The organism is Terriglobales bacterium (assembly GCA_035573675.1).
Lineage (GTDB): Bacteria > Acidobacteriota > Terriglobia > Terriglobales > Acidobacteriaceae > DATMAB01.
The window spans coordinates 148,416-166,832 of record DATMAB010000026.1 but is presented as its reverse complement, the minus strand read 5'-3'; the positions used below and the strand labels follow the sequence as shown (position 1 = coordinate 166,832).

At 65.6% G+C, this 18,417-nt stretch carries 14 protein-coding genes; 2 read left to right on the top strand and 12 right to left on the bottom strand.

Annotation, left to right across the window (positions count from 1 at the left end; genetic code table 11):
- Nucleotides 1-89: 89 nt before the first annotated feature.
- The 12 genes from VNK82_12155 to VNK82_12100 all read right to left on the bottom strand — a co-directional run bounded on the left by VNK82_12155 (nt 90) and on the right by VNK82_12100 (nt 13,727).
- Nucleotides 90-4,265, bottom strand: coding sequence for a PAS domain S-box protein (locus VNK82_12155; protein HXE91702.1), 4,176 nt, complete (start codon nt 4,263-4,265; stop codon nt 90-92).
- A gap of 274 nt (nt 4,266-4,539) precedes the next feature.
- Nucleotides 4,540-5,676, bottom strand: coding sequence for a TIGR04053 family radical SAM/SPASM domain-containing protein (locus VNK82_12150; GenBank protein ID HXE91701.1), 1,137 nt, complete (start codon nt 5,674-5,676; stop codon nt 4,540-4,542).
- A gap of 111 nt (nt 5,677-5,787) precedes the next feature.
- Nucleotides 5,788-5,982 (bottom strand): hypothetical protein, encoded by a 195-nt coding sequence (locus VNK82_12145; protein HXE91700.1) that lies wholly within the window; start codon nt 5,980-5,982, stop codon nt 5,788-5,790.
- A 37-nt stretch (nt 5,983-6,019) separates the two neighbouring features.
- The gene (gene ric, locus VNK82_12140) at nt 6,020-6,760 is read right to left on the bottom strand and encodes an iron-sulfur cluster repair di-iron protein (protein ID HXE91699.1); all 741 of its coding nucleotides are present in this window, start codon (nt 6,758-6,760) and stop codon (nt 6,020-6,022) included.
- 104 nt (nt 6,761-6,864) lie between these two features.
- Nucleotides 6,865-7,302 (bottom strand): Crp/Fnr family transcriptional regulator, encoded by a 438-nt coding sequence (locus VNK82_12135; GenBank protein HXE91698.1) that lies wholly within the window; start codon nt 7,300-7,302, stop codon nt 6,865-6,867.
- A 175-nt stretch (nt 7,303-7,477) separates the two neighbouring features.
- On the bottom strand, nt 7,478-8,191 hold the full coding sequence (locus VNK82_12130; GenBank protein ID HXE91697.1) for a Crp/Fnr family transcriptional regulator: 714 nt from the start codon (nt 8,189-8,191) through the stop codon (nt 7,478-7,480).
- 51 nt (nt 8,192-8,242) lie between these two features.
- Nucleotides 8,243-8,554, bottom strand: a complete 312-nt coding sequence (locus VNK82_12125; GenBank protein HXE91696.1) for a carboxymuconolactone decarboxylase family protein — start codon at nt 8,552-8,554, stop codon at nt 8,243-8,245.
- 77 nt (nt 8,555-8,631) lie between these two features.
- A complete protein-coding gene (locus tag VNK82_12120) occupies nt 8,632-9,540 on the bottom strand; it encodes a DmsC/YnfH family molybdoenzyme membrane anchor subunit (GenBank protein HXE91695.1) in 909 nt (302 codons plus the stop codon).
- Nucleotides 9,541-9,552: 12 nt separating this feature from the next.
- Nucleotides 9,553-10,167 (bottom strand): 4Fe-4S dicluster domain-containing protein, encoded by a 615-nt coding sequence (locus tag VNK82_12115; protein ID HXE91694.1) that lies wholly within the window; start codon nt 10,165-10,167, stop codon nt 9,553-9,555.
- A gap of 13 nt (nt 10,168-10,180) precedes the next feature.
- Complete coding sequence (locus tag VNK82_12110; protein HXE91693.1) at nt 10,181-10,468, bottom strand: MoaD/ThiS family protein; 288 nt, start codon at nt 10,466-10,468, stop codon at nt 10,181-10,183.
- Entirely contained in the window at nt 10,455-12,992 is a 2,538-nt protein-coding gene (locus VNK82_12105) for a molybdopterin-dependent oxidoreductase (protein HXE91692.1), read from the bottom strand. The genes VNK82_12110 and VNK82_12105 overlap by 14 nt, the downstream gene beginning before the upstream one ends.
- Nucleotides 12,993-13,157: 165 nt before the next feature.
- Nucleotides 13,158-13,727, bottom strand: a complete 570-nt coding sequence (locus VNK82_12100; protein HXE91691.1) for a hypothetical protein — start codon at nt 13,725-13,727, stop codon at nt 13,158-13,160.
- Between the two features lie 199 nt (nt 13,728-13,926).
- Here VNK82_12100 and VNK82_12095 point away from each other — a divergent pair, with 199 nt between their 5' ends.
- A complete protein-coding gene (locus VNK82_12095) occupies nt 13,927-17,484 on the top strand; it encodes a 2-oxoacid:acceptor oxidoreductase family protein (protein HXE91690.1) in 3,558 nt (1,185 codons plus the stop codon).
- Between the two features lie 12 nt (nt 17,485-17,496).
- A complete protein-coding gene (locus tag VNK82_12090) occupies nt 17,497-18,408 on the top strand; it encodes a universal stress protein (GenBank protein HXE91689.1) in 912 nt (303 codons plus the stop codon).
- Nucleotides 18,409-18,417 lie beyond the last annotated feature (9 nt).

Genomic DNA, 18,417 nt, shown 5'->3' with positions numbered 1-18,417 from the left:
ATTTGGATGCTGGAGCCACGAAGGAGGTTCGTTGAAGGTGGAGTGGGCGAGGGTTCTTTCGGGCCGGCCGGCCCTCTGCGGCCTTTCCCTCAGAGTCCTTCCACCTGAGAAGCCGACCGTGCCGCGCTGCTCGCCGTGGGCTTGGGAGCCGGGAGCGAGGCTTCGGGGCGCTGTTGACCGGCAGGCAGGCGTACGGTGATGAGGGCCCCGCCATCAGGATGGTTGGCGGCGGTGACGGTGCCGCCGTGGGCCTCAACGATGCGTTGCACAATGGCGAGTCCGAGGCCGGTTCCTCCCTTGCGCCGGGTGTAAAACGGCTCGAAGACGCGCGGCAGATCGACCGGGGTGAAGCCCGGGCCGGAGTCGCGGACACGCCACTCCAGCCAAGGTTGCGAATCCATGGAACCTAGCGCGGCCTCGATGATGACCTTTCCGCCGGTGGGCGTGTGCTGGATGGCGTTTTCCAGCAGATTCTGAAAGACCTGGGCCATGCGGTCACGATCCATCGCGACGCCGGAAAGGTCTTTGGGTACACGGTTTTCGATGGTGATGCCGGCGCGGCGTGCCAGGGCCTCGCACGACATGAAGGCCTGGGCCACGACGTCGCGGGGCGGGACGGGAGTGAGCTGCATGCTGACGGGCTTGCCGTACTCGAGCAGGTCGCGCATCAGCGCCTCGAGGCGAGCGAGTTCGCGGCGGAGGGGCGTGAGGTAGCGTTCGTACTCGGGTTTCTGGCCGTGGCGGGCCTCGAAGGAATCCACGGTGGCAGAGATGGCGAACAGCGGATTGCGAACCTCGTGGGCGACGTCGCCCACCAGGTTGCCGAGCGCTGCCAGGGTCTGCTGGCGGGTCAAGGTTTCCTGCAGGCGCACGGTCTCGGTGATGTCGCGCAGGACCAACAGCGTGCCGGCGCCGGTTCGTGGCAGCTCCAGCGGAAGGGCGGCGACGTCCCATACCGTGCCGGAGGCAGAGTCCGTGATGGTGGAGGTTAAGCGTTCGCCCTGGAGTTGACACTGCGCGGCGAGTTGGGCGGCGGCCTGGCAGAGCGGGCCGCTGCCGACTTCGGCCAGCCGCAGTCCAGGGTAGGTCCTGAGTTCGCCGCCCAGCGACTCGACGGCGGCGCGGTTGAGGCGGACGACGCGCCCGTCACCGTCGAGGACGAGGATGCAGGCCTGCAAGGCATCGAAGGTCTGACGCCATTCGACGGCGGCCCGTTGGAGAGCCTCTTGTGCGCGCTTGCGCTCGGTGATGTCTTCGGCGAAACCCAGAATCAAACGCCCGCCCCGGACTTCGAGGCGGTCGACGGACAAATCGACCCAACGAAGCTCTCCGTCTTTGCGCACGATTGAAGTCTCGTAGCGGTCCTGAGGCCGGTCGGCACTGAGGCGCGAGGTGGCCAAAGAGCGCATGGCCGCGGCCCGTTCCGGCCCGACGAGGTCCCAGGGCCCCATGCCTAGGAGCTCGTCGCGCGAGTAGCCGGAGATGGCCTCCGCGGCCGGGTTCACGTAGATGAAGCCGTCGGCATTTTGGAGATAGATGGCAGCCGGAGCGGTGTCGGCCAGCAACCGGAACCGCTGCTCGTTATCCCGCAGGTCGCGTTCTATGCGCTTGCGCTCCGTGATGTCGGTGGCCAGCACCAGGCGCGCAGGGCGTCCGCCGAATTCCAGGTCGTGGGAAACGACCTCGACGTCAATGATGCGGCCGTCCTTGAGAATGTGCCGCCACTCTCCGGGACGCAGTTCGTATTCGCCGCGGTCCGCGGCGCGCAGCTGTTCCAGGAGACGGGGAACGTCTTCGGGCGGGCGGATGTCCGTGATGCGCAGGCGCAGGAATTCGTCGCGGGAGTAGCCGTATTTGCGGACGGCGGCCTGGTTGACCTCGAGGAAGGAGAGGGTTTCCGTGTCGAAGACCCACATGGGCTGAGGGCTGCTGGCGAACAGCAGGCGGAAGCTGGCTTCACTGTCGCGCATTTTCTGCTCGGCGCGCTTGCGCTCGGTGATGTCGAGGTGGCAGCCCAGCATGCGCACGGGCTTGCCGCGGGTGTCGCGCAGCACGTCGGCCTGGGTGTAGATCCAGCGATAGGAGCCGTCCTTGTGGCGGAAGCGAAACTCGGCCTCGTGTTTGCCCTGCGGGTTGGCGAGGAAGGCGCGGACCTTTTGCAGCGTGGGTTCGAGGTCGTCGGGATGGACGCGAGTCTCCCACTCCTGAAAGGAATCAGAAATCTCGTCCTCGGCATAGCCGATCTGGCTCTTCCACTGGGGAGAGTAGACGACCTGGTTGGTGAGCAAGTCCCAATCCCACAGGCCGACGTTGGCAGCCTCGGCGGAGAGGCGCAAGCGGGCTTCGCTCTCGCGGAACGCCTGCTGGGCGCGCTCGCGCTCGGTGACGTCGTGGGCCATGCCGCGCACGATGGGGCTCGCCATACCTTCGGACCGCAGGGTGTTGGCGTACTCCCAGATGCGCTTTTCGCCGCTGCGGGTCTGGACGAGCATGCGCCCGCGGGCCGAGCCTTCCCGCTCCAACTGGTCGATGTACTGGTCGAAGGCGGGCCGAACCTCGGGGGCCAGGATGTCGCGGATGTTCATGCGGAGGAGATCCGGCAGCTCGTAGCCCAGGATGCGAGAGGCGGCAGGATTGGCGGAGAGGATGCGGCCGCCGAGCAGGTGGGTGCAGATGAGGTCTTCGCTGTTCTGGATCAGATCGCGGTAGCGGTCTTCGCTTTCGAGGAGGGCTTCCTGGGCCTGCTTCTGCTCGGTGATGTCGCGGGCCACGACGAGGTAGCAATCCTGGTCTGCAAGCCGGATGAGTTCCGCGCCCAACTGGCCGAAGCGCACCCTGCCTTGCTTGGTGCGGAAATAGAAGTCGAGGTCGCGGACGCTGCCCTGGCGGCGAAGCGCCTCCACCATGGCCGCGCGCTGATGGGGATCGACCGTGATGCCGAGCTCCAGCGAGTTGCGGCCCAGAACTTCGCTGCGGCTATAGCCGGTCATGCGCTCGAAGGCCTGGTTGACCTCGAGGAAGCGGCCGTCGTCGAGACGGGCGATGGAAAGGGCATCGGGGGCGGCGTGGAAGGCCTTGTGAAACTTCTCTTCCGACGCCCGCAACGCTTCTTGCGCGCGCCTGCGCTCGGTGATGACCACACCGGAAGGAACCAGGTATTCGACGGTGCCGTCGAGACCGAGCAGAGGATGAATGCAGAAGTCGAGGGTGATGAACCGGCCTGCCGCCACGCGTATGTCCACGTCGTAGCGCACGGTCTCTCCGGCCGCCGCGCGCTGAACCGCCGCACGCAACTGTTGCTGCACTGATTCCGCGTACGACCACCAGTAGGTTTCCTCGACCGGCTTCCCCAGGACGTCCTCGCTGCGCAATCCGGCGGCTTCGAGGGCATTGCGGTTGGCTTCGAGGACCTTGCCGTCCGGAGTCAGCAAGGCCACGAACATGTGCGGGCCGAGCCCATCCAGGACGCGGCGGAGGTGCTGCTCGCTCGCCTGGAGCTTCTCTTCGGCCTGCTTGCGGGCGGTGATGTCCCTGAAGACGCCGATCATGCGCTCCAGGTCGCCGCCGGGGGTGAAGAAGCAAACCCCCTGGTCGCTCATCCAGCGGTAGGCGCCGTCCTTGTGGCGGAAGCGGTACTCGGCAGAATAGTTTCTGCGCTCGAGCGTGCACTGCTCCAGTTCAGTGACGGCACGCTTCACATCATCGGGATGAATGCGGCTGGTCCAGCTTTCAATGTCGGCGCCCATCTCCTCAGGCGAGTAGCCGAGCACACCCGAGAGATCGCCCTCACAGACAAAGCTGATGCCCGGCCGCCATTCGTAAACAATCTGGCCGATGGCCTGGACGAGGGCGTGATCGCGCTCAGCCAGCTTGTTCCGCTCCGCCTCGGCCTGCCTGCGGGCGGTGATATCGATGGTGGTCCCTTCAATCACCTCCTGGCCGCCCTCGTCGGAGACGAGGGTGCAGTTTTCCAGGGTCCAGACGAGGGCGCCGTCCTTGCGGCGGAGGAGGCCTTCGAAGTTGGTGAGCGAGCCGTCCCGACGCAGGCGGGCAATGGCCGCCTCTCGCTCCGCCGGGTCCACATAAAAGGCGAGGGCCGGGACCGAGCAGGCTTCTTCCGGCGAGTCATAGCCGAAGATGTCGGCGAAGGTCTGGTTGCATTCCAGGATGCGCCCGCTCACGGTGCTGCGGAAAGTGCCGACCGGGATGCGGTCGAGCAGCCGGCGATGGGCAGCCTCGCGGTCGTGCGGGATTCGCTGGCTCACGCGAGCACCCCCGTGGGCCGGGCGCTCGCAGAAACGAGGCGACGTAGGCTGCGGACCTGTTGCCGCAGAATGTACTCCCGACAAGCGTCCAGATTCAACAGGAGGAGCGCCCGCAGCACGGGCACACCCGCGCGTCGTCCGGAATCAAGACAACGGCGTCCGGGTTCTGGATGCAAAAGGCCCCTAAGTTCTTTTGAATCGGGTTCTGGCAACAACTCCCCGGTTGCAAGTGCACGTGGCTGTCCAAAGGCAGCGACGGATGACGGTTGCAGCGCTAGCCGGCTGCGGGCGCAGAGGCCTCGCGGCGGTAAAGACCCGGCAGATAGGCACAGCAGGGCTCCTCGGCGAAGACGTCGCGGGAGGTGGCGTAGGCGCGGGCGCGGGAGCCTCCGCAGATGTCGTTGAACTCGCACAGGCCGCATTTCCCTTTCAGATTCCTGGGGTCGCGCAGGGAAAGGAACAGGGGCGAGCGCTGGTAGATCTCGGCCAGCGGCTGGGTGCGGATATTGCCGGCCGAGAGCGGGAGGAAGCCGCTGGGATAGACCTCGCCGACGTGGGAAACGAACATGAAGCCCTTAGCGTCGTTGACGCCCTGGCGGGCGCGGGCAATCTCTTCGAAGATGGCGCCGTTGACCGAGCCCTCGCCATTGGCGCGGGCCGCGGCCTTCTGCTGGAGCACGAAGCGGCGGTAGTGCATGCCTTCGGTGGTCTTGATGTGAAAGCGGGTGCGGCCGGAACTTTCGTACGACCAGAGCTTGCGGAAGACCTGCTCGGCTTCGTCGGGCGAGATCATGTCCTCGAGCTGGCCGCGGCCGGTGGGCACCAGGAAAAACACGCTCCACAGCACGATGTGCAAGCGGTCGAGCAGGGCGACCATGTTGTCCAGGTCGTCGAGGTTGCGGCGGGTGACGGTGGTGTTGATCTGCAGGGGCAGATGGCAGTCGCTGGCCCAGCGCACGGCGGACAGGGCACGCTCCCAGGCGCCGGGCACGCCGCGGAAAGCGTCGTGGATCTCGGGCGTGGAAGCGTCCAGGCTGACGGCCAGCCGGGCCAGGCCGCGGCGCTTCAATTCCTCGATGGCCTCGCGCGTGAGCAGCGGGGTGGCGCTGGGAGTGAGCGAGGCGCGCACGCCACGCTCGGCGGAGTACTCGACGATGTCATAGATGTCGGGGCGCTTGAGGGGATCGCCGCCGGTGAGCACGAAGACCGGGACTTCCCAGGCGGCGACCTGGTCGATAAGGCCGCGAGCCTCGACGGTGGAGAGCTCGAGCGGGTGGCGCAAGGGCTGGGCGCAGGCGCGGCAGTGGGCGCAGGTCAAATCGCAGGCCTGGGTGGTTTCCCAAATCAGCACCAGCGGGCGCTGGTTGAAGTCGAACGGACGCCGGGGCACGGCCATCATTTCGCGATCCATCGCACGCTCCCTCTGTTCCGGACCTGATTCGCCTGCCTCATGAATGCCTTCCCTGTGTGAGCGGCGACAAGATGCCGCCACGACAGCCGGCGAGGATGCCGGCGCTACAGCTCAGCTCCTGGTCTCCTCTTCCTCTTTCACCATCTCCATGGAGTGCAGATGGACGATCCAGCCGGTCTCGGGATGCATTTCGGCGCGGATGCTGTAAGTTTCGCGGCGCGCCACGTATCCCTGCTTTTCGAGAGCGAGCACACGGGCGTGGAAGCTCTCGGCGTCCCACTCGCGCACCGTGATGGCTTTCGACATCGTGAACCCCGGACGTGCCGCAACAGTCACCATGAGTTCAGGCCGTGGCCGCGCGGGTCTCCACCTTTTCCTCGAGCTTGGCGGCGCGCGGGAACAGCAGATTGTTCTCCAGGTGGATGTGGCGATGCAGGTCCTGCTCGAATTCCTGCAGTCCCTGGTAGAGAGCGCGCCAGCTCATGCAGGCCTCGGCAGGAACGGCGTAGCCGGCGGCCAGGCTGCGAAGGGCCTTGAGCGTTTCCCCGGCCGAATCGTGCTCGTGCATCATCATGCGAATGGGGTTGAGCACGGTACCGAACGGAGGAGGCAGGACGGGCTCATGCCGTGTCACGCGCTTCTCCAGGTCGGTGATGTAGGGGAACAAGACCTGCTCTTCGCGTGCCATATGCATGTGCAACTCGCCGGAGAGCGCGCGGAACAGGTCGCGCATACGGAACAGCTCGGGGCGCTTCTCGCCATGCGCGTCACAGACCTTGCGCAGCAGCTCTTCCAAACGGGCGGTTTCGCGACGCGTGAAGTAATGATGATGATTGACGATATAAGCGACGAGCCCGAACAAGGGCTCGTTCATCCAGTCGCGCTCCCGCTCCTGGGCGATGGCGGCGCGCTCTTCCAGCCGCTGCGCCACCTGCTCCACGGGGACCTCCGCCTTGCGGCACGCCTGCTCCAGGGGAACCTGTCCGCCGCAGCAGTAGTCGATACCCAGCTCTTCGAACACCGGCAAGAGCGCGGGCGTTTCCAGGGCCAGTTCGCCAACCGTCTTCTTCGGGTCCAGATTCATGATTGCCCTCCACGCAGACGAGAATAAGGGACCGAAGGGCCGAGAACCGTGACTCGCGTCACCCGGGGATGTGACAAATGTCACAAGGCGGCAGCGAAGGCGAGTTAACGTCGATGCAGGTTGCGCACCCGGTCGTAGGCGGCGTCGAGGTCGGTGGTGAGGAGGCTGACGACCCGCAGGCAGGCATCGGGGTGGTCCTCCAGGTAATGGAGGAACTCCTGGCGGGGGAAGAACACCGCCTCCACCGGCGAAATGGCGCAGGCGGTGACCTCATGGGGGCGGCCGGAGAGCACGGCGCTGAGGCCCAACATCTCGCCCGGGCCGGCGACTTCCAGCAGCAGGGTCTTGCCGCGGGGTGAGGACACCGAGAGCTTGACCCGCCCGGAACGCACCAGCAGGGCGCCCTCGGCCATCCGCCCCTCCTCGAACAGAACCGCACCTTCCGGGTAGCGGCGCACCTGGCGAGTGCCGTTCAGGTCGTGCCAGGGATCCGCGTCGGCCGGGGAAGCGAAAGCCCGGTCGGCATGCTGGATGTGGGACATTGGCTTGCCTCGTTAGGACTATTGATATCGCTTTGCTAGGGCGAGCGCTGTGACTTAAGTCACCCCGAAAAGTGACAGATGCACATGAGACAGGTGGCGGGAGGGAAACGAAAGCCGGGCTGGCGGCCAGCAAGGGCGGCCGGCAGCAAGCCACGAATGCCGAGCGGGAAGGAGCTTAAGCGCCGACCAGGCTTTCGAGCGCGGTGCGGTCGCGGATGGTGACCGTGGCGCCGCGGACTTCGATAAAGCGGCGTTTTCTGAGGTCGGCGAAAGCGCGGGTCACGGTCTCGCGTGAGGTGCCGATCATCTGCGCGATCTCTTCGTGGGTGAGCGTGAGCTTCAGTTTCAGGCCGCGGCCGGAGTTGTCGTTGGCCGACCACTCCAGCAACAGGCGGGCCAGCTTCTCCGAGGCGGACTGCGACAGGCCCAGCGTGCGGATCTCCTGGTAGGCGGTGTGATAGTTCTGGCTGAGCTGCTGGGCGACGCGCAAGGCGGCATCGCCGTGGCGGCGCAGGAAGTTGAGGAACTCGTCGCGGCGGATGAAGTTGACCTGGGTGGGCTCGAGCAACTCGACGGTGGCCTCGTAGGGCTTGCCGGAGACGGTGCTGCTCAGCCCCAGCACTTCACCCGGCTCCACAATCTTCAGGATGAGCGTCTTGCCCTCGGCCGAAGAGGCGGTGAGCTTGGCCCGCCCCTGGCACAGGATAAACACCCCGCGCGGGTTCTGGCCTTCCACATACAACACGGCGCCCGCGGGATACGAAGCGGTGGAGCGGATGGCTTCCAGGTCCCTGACGGCGGTAGGAGAAAGATTGCAAAAAAGGCGCTTCTCCCTGAGCTCACAGGTGAGGCAACTGTCCAGGATCTGCAGGCCGTAGGGAGTCCGCATGACGACCGCCTAAGCCGACTATATCACCAACCCGCGTGACGCCGCAGGGCGTCAGCCCTGGTTTTGCGTCTGGTCGGCGATCCAGGTGAGCGCACGCATGGCGGCCGGGAAGCCGAGCGTGGTGACCGCCAGCAGAGCCACCTGGCGGAGCTCCTCGGGCTGGATGCCGGCAGCCAGGGCGTTGCGCACGGCCGAATGCGCCGCACCTTCCAGGCCGCCGCCGACGGCCAGCGCCAGCTTGATGAGACGGCGCGTCTTGTCGTCCAGGGGTCCGGCGTGGTGGCAACGGTCGCCCAGCTCGGTGAATGCCTTCCAGACCTCGGGGTAGTCCTTCTTCAATTGCTCGAACTGCGAGGGCAGCATGGCCGTGTTCCTTTCCCGGGGAATCACACCCGTGGCGCGCACCTTACCACAGGCGAAGTCCGGGAAACAGCCGCGGTTCAGGAGCTGCGGAATGCAGGAGCGGTCTGCGGAGAAAACAAGCCCGATTTCAGCAACACCATGAGCAGCGCGAAGTCGCCGGTAAGCTCGCAGGCGGCGATGAGGATGGCCAGCCAGGTGGCGTGCATGCGGCTGTGCACAACGGCCAGCAGGAGAGTGGCCACCAGTCCTACGGCCAGCACCAGGCCAAGGAAGAAGCGGGCATAGCGCCCGACCACCAGCATGCGCACCGTTTCGCGGGCGGCCGGAGACCAGTCCCACATGTGCGCCAGGTACATGGCCAGCAGCACGAAGTTGGTGACCAGCAGGATGTATTCGACCTGGACGAGAAGCGAGGGCGCCGCCTCGCCGAGGCCGGTGAGTTCGCGCAGGGTGAGAGAAAGAGTAGTTCCGCCCAGTGCGGCATAGGTAAGGCACAGCAGTGGGAGCATGCCGGTGTTCCAGAACGGGATAGCGCGGGACGAGTTCATGACGAAGCCGTCGTAAAACATGATGAAGAGGGCGGAGAGACCGGCCAACCACGTCACGGCGGAAGCGGTCGCTCCTTGCGGCTGCCACGGGAGCGGGAAAAACTGCGGCAGCAGCAGAAGGGCTCCGCTCGCGCCGAAGATGCCGGTGGCCCAGATGCCGCGCGCGATCCAGGAGCGGTCCGGCCGCATGGCGGCGCGCCAGAAGCGGGCGGGCCGGCCAAGGTACATGAGGTGGGCGGTGTTCTTGCCCGCCATGACGATGAGGTAGCCCACCAGCATGCCGAGCGCAGGCCCGGTGAGCAGAGAAACCAGGAAGAGGCCGGCGCCGATCTCGCCGAAGAAAAAGGCAGTGCCGATCAGCCAGTTCCACCAGCTCTGACGGTAGTAGCCGTAAGCGAAGCGGTGCGGCGCGATGGCGATGGAAGATTGCGCGCTCATGGTTCCCTCACTCTATTCGTCCAGGTAGTACACGCTGGGCTTGGTTTCGGCTTCGGGCAGGAGCGTCCAGCCGTTACGCTCGCGGATCAACCGCCGCAGGCGTCCGTCTTTCTGGTCGAGGTCGCCAAAGATGCGCGCCTCGGTCGGGCAGGTAACCACACAGGCCGGCTCCAGACCCTGATCCACGCGGTGGGCACAGAACGTGCACTTGGTCATGGTGCCCTCTTCGAACTGGGTAAACTTCACCGCCTCCAGCGGGCTGACCCCATCCCCGCTGTAGCCGTGGGCGAGCAGGCCGCGCTCGATGTAGTGGCGGTTCATGTAGGGGCAGGCTACGGCGCAGGCGCGGCAGCCGATGCAGACGTCCTTGTCCACCATGACGATTCCGTCCGCGCGGATATGCGTAGCGCCGCTGGGACAGACCTGGGCGCAGGGGGCGTCGTCGCAGTGATTGCAGAGCACGGGCAGGAAGGTTCGCCGGGTCTGCGGGTAGGTGCCCACTTCGCGGGTGATGACACGGGCGAAGTGGACTCCGGCGGGTGTGCCGTTCTCCTGCTTGCAGGCCACGGTGCAAGCGTTGCAGCCGATACAGCGTTTGAGGTCGATCACCATTCCCAGTCGGGCCATACGTTCCTCCCCGCTAACCGCCGTGCAAATGACGCAGAATCGCCATGGTCACGACCTGCTCGCCGCCCTGGAGGGGACGGTCGAGCTGATCGGGTTTGAGACTGAGGCCGTCCACCAGGACGGCAAAATCGCCGCGCAGCCGGCCCTCGCAGGTGAGGCAGGCGTAGAGGTTGCCGCCGTCGAGGGTGTCGAGCGAGCGCAGCAGATCCGCTACCGTACCCTCTTCGAACGGGACGGTGCGCCGTGAGAAACCGAGCAGCTTGCGCGCCGTGCCCAGCGCGGCCACATCAATCGTCGGCATCGTGAGCCTCCTGGCCCCATTTCGGGGCGATCTCCAAACGCACGCGCGCGGTGGATTCCAGGCCGCCGGTGGCGTTATCCGTGTAGCGCATGGAGCCGGTGAGCAGCCGGTTGAAGTGGCTGCCCTTGACGCGCACTTCGCGGTTGGTGACGAACTCGCGGGTGATGGCGTTGCTGACTCCCAGCACCTGCGGGTGGATGCCCTCCACCACCTGGGCCACGCCCTCGATGAAGCCGGCCGGTGACGTGAGACGAATGCGGGTGCCGGTGCGGATGCCGAACTTCGCGGCGGTCTTTGAGTTGATGAGGATGCCACCGTGCACCGCGTCCTTTTCGCTGATTTCCGTGAGCCAGGGCATCACCACCGTGTCAGCGAAGGTGTGCAGCACTTCCTTGAAGGTGATGGCGTAGAAGGGATAGCCGCGGGCGCCATCCTCGATGACCGGCGAAGGCTTCCAGAACGGCAGCGGCTTGTAGTTGTCGAACGGCCAATCCTGAACGCCGGCCTGTTCCATTTTCTTGCGCAGATCTTCGCCGGTGCGCTGGATGAACTCGAAGTAGAAAGGCACGCGCAGATTGCCATAGGGCATGAAGGTCTCATCGGCGGTGCGCGGACGGACAGCGTGGCCGTTCTGCTTGAACCATTCCAGGCCGTGATCGTCGCCGTAGATGGAGCGGGCATAGCGGTCCCACAGTTCTTCGACGCTGTAGCGCTTCTCGGGGTCGAGCAGGTACTGCGGCTTTTGCGTGAAGCCGCAGACCACGTTGAGCAGGTCGTTCCAATCGTCGCGGAAGCCCAGCCGCTCCGCCAGTTCGGTGAGGATCTCGTAGGCGTCCTTGGTGTCGCCCAGCGGCTCAACCACCGGCTGGCGCACGGAGTGCCCGGTAACCACGGGCGGCTCCAGGCAATTCAGCAGTGTGGACTCCAGGAACGTCTGGTCGGGCAGGAAGACGTCGGCCCACTCGGTGGATTCCGTGCGGTGGATGTCGATGGCGACCACGAACTTCATGCGGCGCATGATGCGCTCCACCTTGTCCGTCTCGGGCATGTTCCACAGCGGGTTGGAGTGGTAGAGCAGCATGGCCTCGGGCCGGTACTGCAGGCCGAAACGTTCGGGCTCGAGCAGAGTCTCGGTGTTGAGCTGGCCGGCGTCGAAGCCGATGGGAAACCATTCCATCAGGTGGGTGGAATCCGGGGGATACTTGAAGGGCGGCGCCGGGTGGAGCTGGTGCGGCTCCGGCTTGAGCATGCCGTCCTCCCCCGGACTGACGAAGAAGCCACGATGGTCGAGCGGCACGCCCAGGTGGCCGCCGGGCACATCGAGATTGCCCACCAGCATGTTGAACAGCTTGTAGGTCAGGTTGTCGAAAAGGCCGTTGGCGTGCGATTGCGAGCCGCGGTAGTAATTGAGCGCCGCCGGGCGGAAAGGATAGGTCTTGCCTTCGATCTCGATGGTGGCGCCGATCTGAGCCGCGTCCACGAACTCGCGGGCGATGCGACGGATCGTGGCCGCGGGCACGGTAGTGACCTCGCTCATGCGCTCGGGCGTGCAGTTCACCAGCACGTTTTTCCAGAGCTGGAAACCAGTACGGAGCCGCCGGCCGTCCACCAGGAACACGCCTTCGAGCGCCATGGCCTCCGGCGGGACGGCGTCCCAAGCGGCCGGGGCGCCGGTGCGGGTGTCCCACACCTGGGCCTTGCCGTCCTCGCCGCGGAAGAAGTGCCCATCATCCTGGACGAGATAGGGAGCATTGGTGCGGTCGCGCAGGAACTCGCGGTCGAAGCGGTTCAGTTCGTGCACCAGCACGTGGGCCATACCCAGCACGAAGGCGCGGTCGGTGCCCGGCAGAATCGGAATCCATTCGTCAGCCTTGGCGGCGGCTACCGAGCATCGCGGGTCGAGAACGACCAGCTTCATGCCGCGCATGCGGGCATCGGCCATGCGCTTGGAACTGCCGGAAACGTGCAGGTGCGAGGAAAAGCCGTCGCCGGAGCCGATCTGGATCCAGTAATTGCAGCGCTCGTAGTCGTTGATGGCGGCGAAGGAACCATCCACGGATCCGTTCACCGGGTGGTAGGAACCGCCACAGTAATTGCCCAGGGAAGTAAAGAAATTCGGCGAGCCGAACACCGCCGGCCATCCCCAGAGCACGATGCGCTGGAAGTCCCCGATGGCGCAGAGCAGCTTGCGCGGGTCGTCGGCGCGGATCTTGCCCAGCTCGCGGGCGGTGATCTCGAAGGCTTCTTCCCAGGAGATCTTGATCCAGCCGGGATCCTCGCCCGGGCCTTTCCGGGGATTGGTGCGCTTCATGGGATGCAGGATGCGGGTGGCGTCGTAGAGGCGCGCCAGACCGGCGTTGCCCTTGGGGCACAGCTTGCCCAGGTTGTCGGGATTGGTGGGGTCGCCCTCGATCTTGAGCGCCACGCCGTCCTTCACCAGCACCTTGATGCCGCATCCGTGCAGGCACATGCCGCAGGTGCTGGGAACCCACTTGCCCTGATATGCAGAAGCCGCAGTCGCCATGGTTCGCTTCTCCTGGACCGGAATCTCACGGCCCGGACTTGGGAGCGATGCGCAGCGCCGGAAGCAGAGCCGCTCACTCACGCCCCGTCAGGCTTGTGGTCGTTTATAAGCGCGCGCGTCGCAGCAGGCTGTGACTGATGTCACCGGTAGATGTGACTGGCAGCTTCAGGCCACGTAGGTGGTGTCGTGCGGGGGGCGATCCACGACGCGCTCGGGGTGCTCGCGCCGGAAGGACTCGGCAATGTGGCAGTTCCAGCACACCGGCTGGTGGGTGGCGAAGACTTCCGGCAGGCGCTCAGGATGCACCTCGTCCCACTGCACGGTACGGCGGTCGGGGGAGAGCAGCGCGGGCCGCTGCTTGAGCCAATCGACGGTGGCGATGGACTTGCCGCAGAAAACGCAGCCCTTGCCTTCATACCAGCGGGCCACGATGTTCCGCACCAGGCAATCCTGAGGATGATCGGCAATCTGGGTGAGGCAGTCCTGGCCACAGTCGGCGCGTTCCGGCCAGCGGGTGCAGTCCTTGAGGCGGAGGTGCGGCGTACCGACCAGGGCAGTGAGGGCAGCGCGGCCGGCCTCGACATCCACCGCTTCGGGCGTGCGGCTTTCGGGACAGGTAATCAGCATCTTGCCGTGGAAGCGACGATACGAGCGTATCGCCAGCACCAGGCGCAACAGAACCAGCAGCCCACCCAGAGTGAGCGCGCCGATCAGAAGAAGATTCGCGAGGGTCACAGCACACCTCCCGTCGCTGGGTTCATTGCACCACCGGCGGCTGTGAGCGTCTGTGATTGAGGTCACGAGCAGGGGTGACAGTCCGTGGGTAAAGCACACAGGTAACGCGAGTCACACCCCGATGTGACTCTTGTCACGGTGTCCTGCCTGTCCCGGGCCGTAGGCTTAAAGTTGATAGTTGGTCGAGATCGGAGACGTCATGTCGCTACTGAAGGAAGTCATCCTACCGCCACCGGAATGCCCAAAGGCCGAGCCGCCGTATCCGGGTATCCGGACGACGGCCGACGGTTCGGGCGCCGTGGTCTGGGTGGAATCTCACATTGCGCAGGGGGCGTGCGCCTATCCCATTACTCCCTCGACCCCGATGGGCGACGGGTTCGCGCAGGAGTTTGCCAACGGCACCAAAAACCTGTGGGGCGAGGCGCTGCAATTCCTGGAGCCGGAGTCGGAGCACAGTTCGGCGACGGCCTGCGAGGGGTTCGCGCTGGCCGGCGGGCGCGTGGCCAACTTCACCTCCGGGCAGGGCCTGATCCTGATGAAGGAAGTGCTGTACGTCATTGCCGGCAAGCGGCTGCCGGTGGTGTTCCACATCGGGGCCCGGGCGCTGACCTCGCACTCGCTGAACGTGCACTGCGGGCACGATGACGTGATGGGCGTGGCCGATTGCGGCTGGGGAATGCTGTTCGGGCGCAACGCGCAGGAGGCCGCCGACCTGGCGCTGATCGCGCGCCGCACTGCCGAAGAGAGCGAAACTCCCTTCCTCAACGTGCAGGACGGCTTCCTGACCACGCACACCCTGGAAACCGTGAATCTGCCCGAGCCAGAACTGATGCGCGACCTCGTGGGCGCGCCGAGAGCGCGCCTGCGTAATCTTTTCGACCCGCGGCATCCGCTGCTCAGCGGTCCGGTGCAGAACCAGGACAGCTACATGAAGGGCAAGGTAGCGCAACGCTACTTCTACGATCGGGTGGCGCCGGCGCTGGCCGCGGCCATGCGCGAGTACTCCGAGCTGACGGGGCGCGAGTACGGGTTCGTGCAACCTTACCGCATGGAAGACGCCGAGTACGCGCTGGTGGGTATGGGCTCGATGATGGACACGGCCGAAGCCACGGTCGATTTCCTCCGCGGCCGCGGTTTGCGCGTGGGCGCCGTGACGGTGGTGAGTTTTCGTCCCTTCCCGGCGCGCGAGCTGGCCGAGCTGCTCTTCCCCTGTCGCGCCTTCGCCGTCATCGAACGCGCCGACGTTCCGCTGGCTGAATCCAACCCCCTGACAGCGGAAATCAAGGCGGCGCTGGCGGACGCGCAGATGGGCGACGGCGAGTTCAGCCGGCTGCCGATGCCGCTGGTGTATTCCGGCGTGGCCGGGCTGGGCGGGCGCGACATCCGTCCGGGACACTTCGTCGCTACGGTGGAAGCCATGATGGGAGGCGACACGCGCCGCCGCTTCGTGCTGGGTGTGAAGCATCCGGAAGCGCTGGACGCCACGGAAGATCCGGATGTCCGTCCGGCGGGCTCGTACTCGCTGCGCGGGCACTCGGTGGGCGGCTTCGGGTCGGTGACCACGAACAAGGTGCTGGCCTCGGTAGCCTCCGACCTGTTCGGCGTCTATGCGCAAGCCTTCCCCAAGTACGGCTCGGAAAAGAAGGGACTGCCGACGAATTACTTCCTGACGCTGGCGAACCAACCCATCCGGCTGCACGCCGAACTGAACACAGTGGAGTTCGTCGCCCTGCAGGACCAGAACGCGTTCTTGAACTCGGACCCGCTGGCGGGCTTGCAGGCGGGCGGGACAGTGCTGGTGCAGTCGAGCCTGCCGCCGGAAGAAGTGTGGCGCTGGCTGCCGGCGGCGGCACGGCGCACGATCCGCGAACGCGGGCTGAAACTGTATGCGCTGGACGCGTTGCGCATCGCGCGCGAGTCGGCCAGCCGCGCCGATCTGCAGGTGCGCATGCAGGGTATCGTGCTGTTGGGAGCGTTCCTCCGCCTGACGCCTTTCCGCCAACGCGCCGGATTGAGCGAGGAGCAACTGTTCACGGCCTTGCGCGGCCCGCTGGAGAAATACTTCAGCAAGCGAGGCGAGAAAGTCGTACAGGACAATCTGACAGCGGCGGGCCGCGGCTACCACGAGGTGATCGAGGTCGTGCCCCCCGCGGGAGACGAAGACGCCGCCCCAGCCGTGCTTTCCGTCCATCACCCGCAGTGGCACTGTCCGGGTGCGCCCGACGTAGTGGCGCCCGAGTTCTGCGACCGCGTAGTGGCGGGCTACAACCGCGGACGCGAACAGGAACTGGAGGCGGACGAGTACGTCGCGCGCAGTTTCATGCCGCCTTCAACCGCTGTCCTGCGCAGCTTCCGCAATCTTGCGCCGGAGATCCCTGTGCTCACAGCGGCGAATTGCGTGGGCTGCATGGAATGTGTGAACCAGTGCCCGGACACAGCCATCCTGGCCAAGGCGGTGCTGCCGTCGGCGCTGGAGGAGAAACTGTCGCGCGTGGAGCGCCCGGATCTGCGCAACGAACTGCGCGCCCGGTTCGTCCAGACCAGCAAGTATTTCGATCTGCCACAGAAGCGCGGCGAACCGGGCGGCCTGTTCTCGATTTTCATCGATCCCGACAAGTGCAAAGGGTGCGGCGAGTGCGTCGTGGCCTGCGGCTCGCACAACGCACTGCACATGTCGCCGAAACAGGAACTTTCCCTCGAATCGTACGACCTGGCGATGGATCTGTACCACGCCCTGCCAGAGACTCCGGCGCACCTGCTCAACGAGAAGTCGCTGGGCGACATGATGCTGGCCTCGCGAGCCCTGCTCTATGCCGGCGGAGCTGGCTCCTGCATGGGATGCGGCGAAGCCACGGCGCTGCGGCTCATGCTGGCCGCGACCGGCTTCGTGTACGGAGCCGACCAGATCGGCATCGTGGCCGCCACCGGCTGCAACACGGTCTACGGCTCCACTTACCCGTTCAATCCCTTTGCTGTGCCGTGGACGAATTCGCTATTCGAGAACGCCCCCGCGGACGCCATGGGCATCCGCCTGCGCTGGGACCAGGAAGGACATCAGAAGCGGCGATTGTGGACGGTGGGTGGCGACGGCGCCATGTTCGACATCGGACTGCAATCGCTCTCGCGCATGCTGGCTTCCGGCATGGACATCAAAGTGCTGGTGCTCGACACCCAGGTCTACTCCAACACCGGCGGACAGACCTCGACCGCGACGTTCACCAGCCAGGACGCCAAGATGGCGGCGGTGGGAAAAGCCCAGCCGGGCAAGCGTGAACGGCGCAAGGAGCTGGCGCAGGTACTGATGGCGCATCCCAACGTGTTCGTGGCCCAGACCACGCCCGCGCACCTGAATCATTTCTATAAGGCGGTCATGGCCGCCAACGAGTTCCCCGGTCCGGCGGTCGTGATTGCGTACTCCACCTGTCAGCCGGAGCACGGCGTGCCGGATGACCAGTCCGTGATCCACGCCCGGATGGCGGTGGAATCGCGCGCCTTCCCGCTGCTGGTCTATGACCCGCGCAACGGTGAGCGCATCCGCGAGCGCCTGAGCCTGCGCGGGAATCCGGCGATGAAAGAAGACTGGTACACGGATCCCAAGAGCAATCAGCCGTGCGACTTCGTAAGTTTTGCGCGTACCGAGGGCCGCTTTGCGCGCCATTTCGACGCCGAGGGCCGGCCCGATGAACAACTCTTACTGGCGCAGCAGGACCGGCTGGAGAACTGGCGCCGGCTGCAAGAAATGGCCGGCCTGCGCTGAAGGAGGTATGCCATGCAAGTCGTCGACTCCAAAACGCAAATCGCACTCAAGAACATCCTGTTCGCAACCGATTTTTCTACCTGCTCGGAGACGGCGCTGCACTACGCTGCGGCCATGGCACGGCGCTACGGCTCCAAGCTGCACGTCACCCATGTTCTGCTGCCGGAAGCCTTCCTGATGGCGCCACCGGAGGGCTATGTGCTGGGCCCGCCGCGCGCTCCAATCTCTTACGACAAGGTGCGCGCACAAGCGGAAGCCGACATGGCGGTGCTGTCCCAGTCCCCGCTGCTGAGCGGCATCCGATTCGAAACCATCCTGGGGGAAGGCGAAGTTTCGGCCGTGCTCTGGAAGGTGATGCAGGAGCGGGATATCGACCTGATCGTGCTGGGCACGCACGGACGGAAAGGCTTCGAGCGCCTGATTCTGGGCTCGGTGGCCGAGTCCGTGTTCCGCACCTCGCCCTGCCCGGTGCTGACGGTCGGGCCGAAGGTGTGCACCGAACCACCCACACAGTTCGCGCTCAAGAACATCCTGTTTGCCACTGATCTTTCCGGTGGAGCGGAGCAGGTGATTCCCTACGCGGTATCCCTGGCGCAGGAATTCCATGCGCACCTGCTGCTGCTGCACGTGGAGCCCAACGGCAAGACCTTCTCCTTCGACCGGTACATGGCGGAGGAAGTCGGACAGAAGCGGCTGCTGGAGATGGTCCCACAGTGCAACGCCGATCTGTGGTGCAAGCCGCTGGTCGCGTTCGGCGACCCGGCCGAGCAGATTGTGGAGAAGGCGCTCGAGCAGGGCGCGGACCTCATCGTGATGGGCGCGCGCCACACGGCGTTCACCGGCGTGGCCACACACGTGGGCGGAGGCACCGCGCACAAGGTGTTGCTGGAAGCGCCCTGCCCGGTGCTGACCATCCGGCACTAGCGCTGGAGA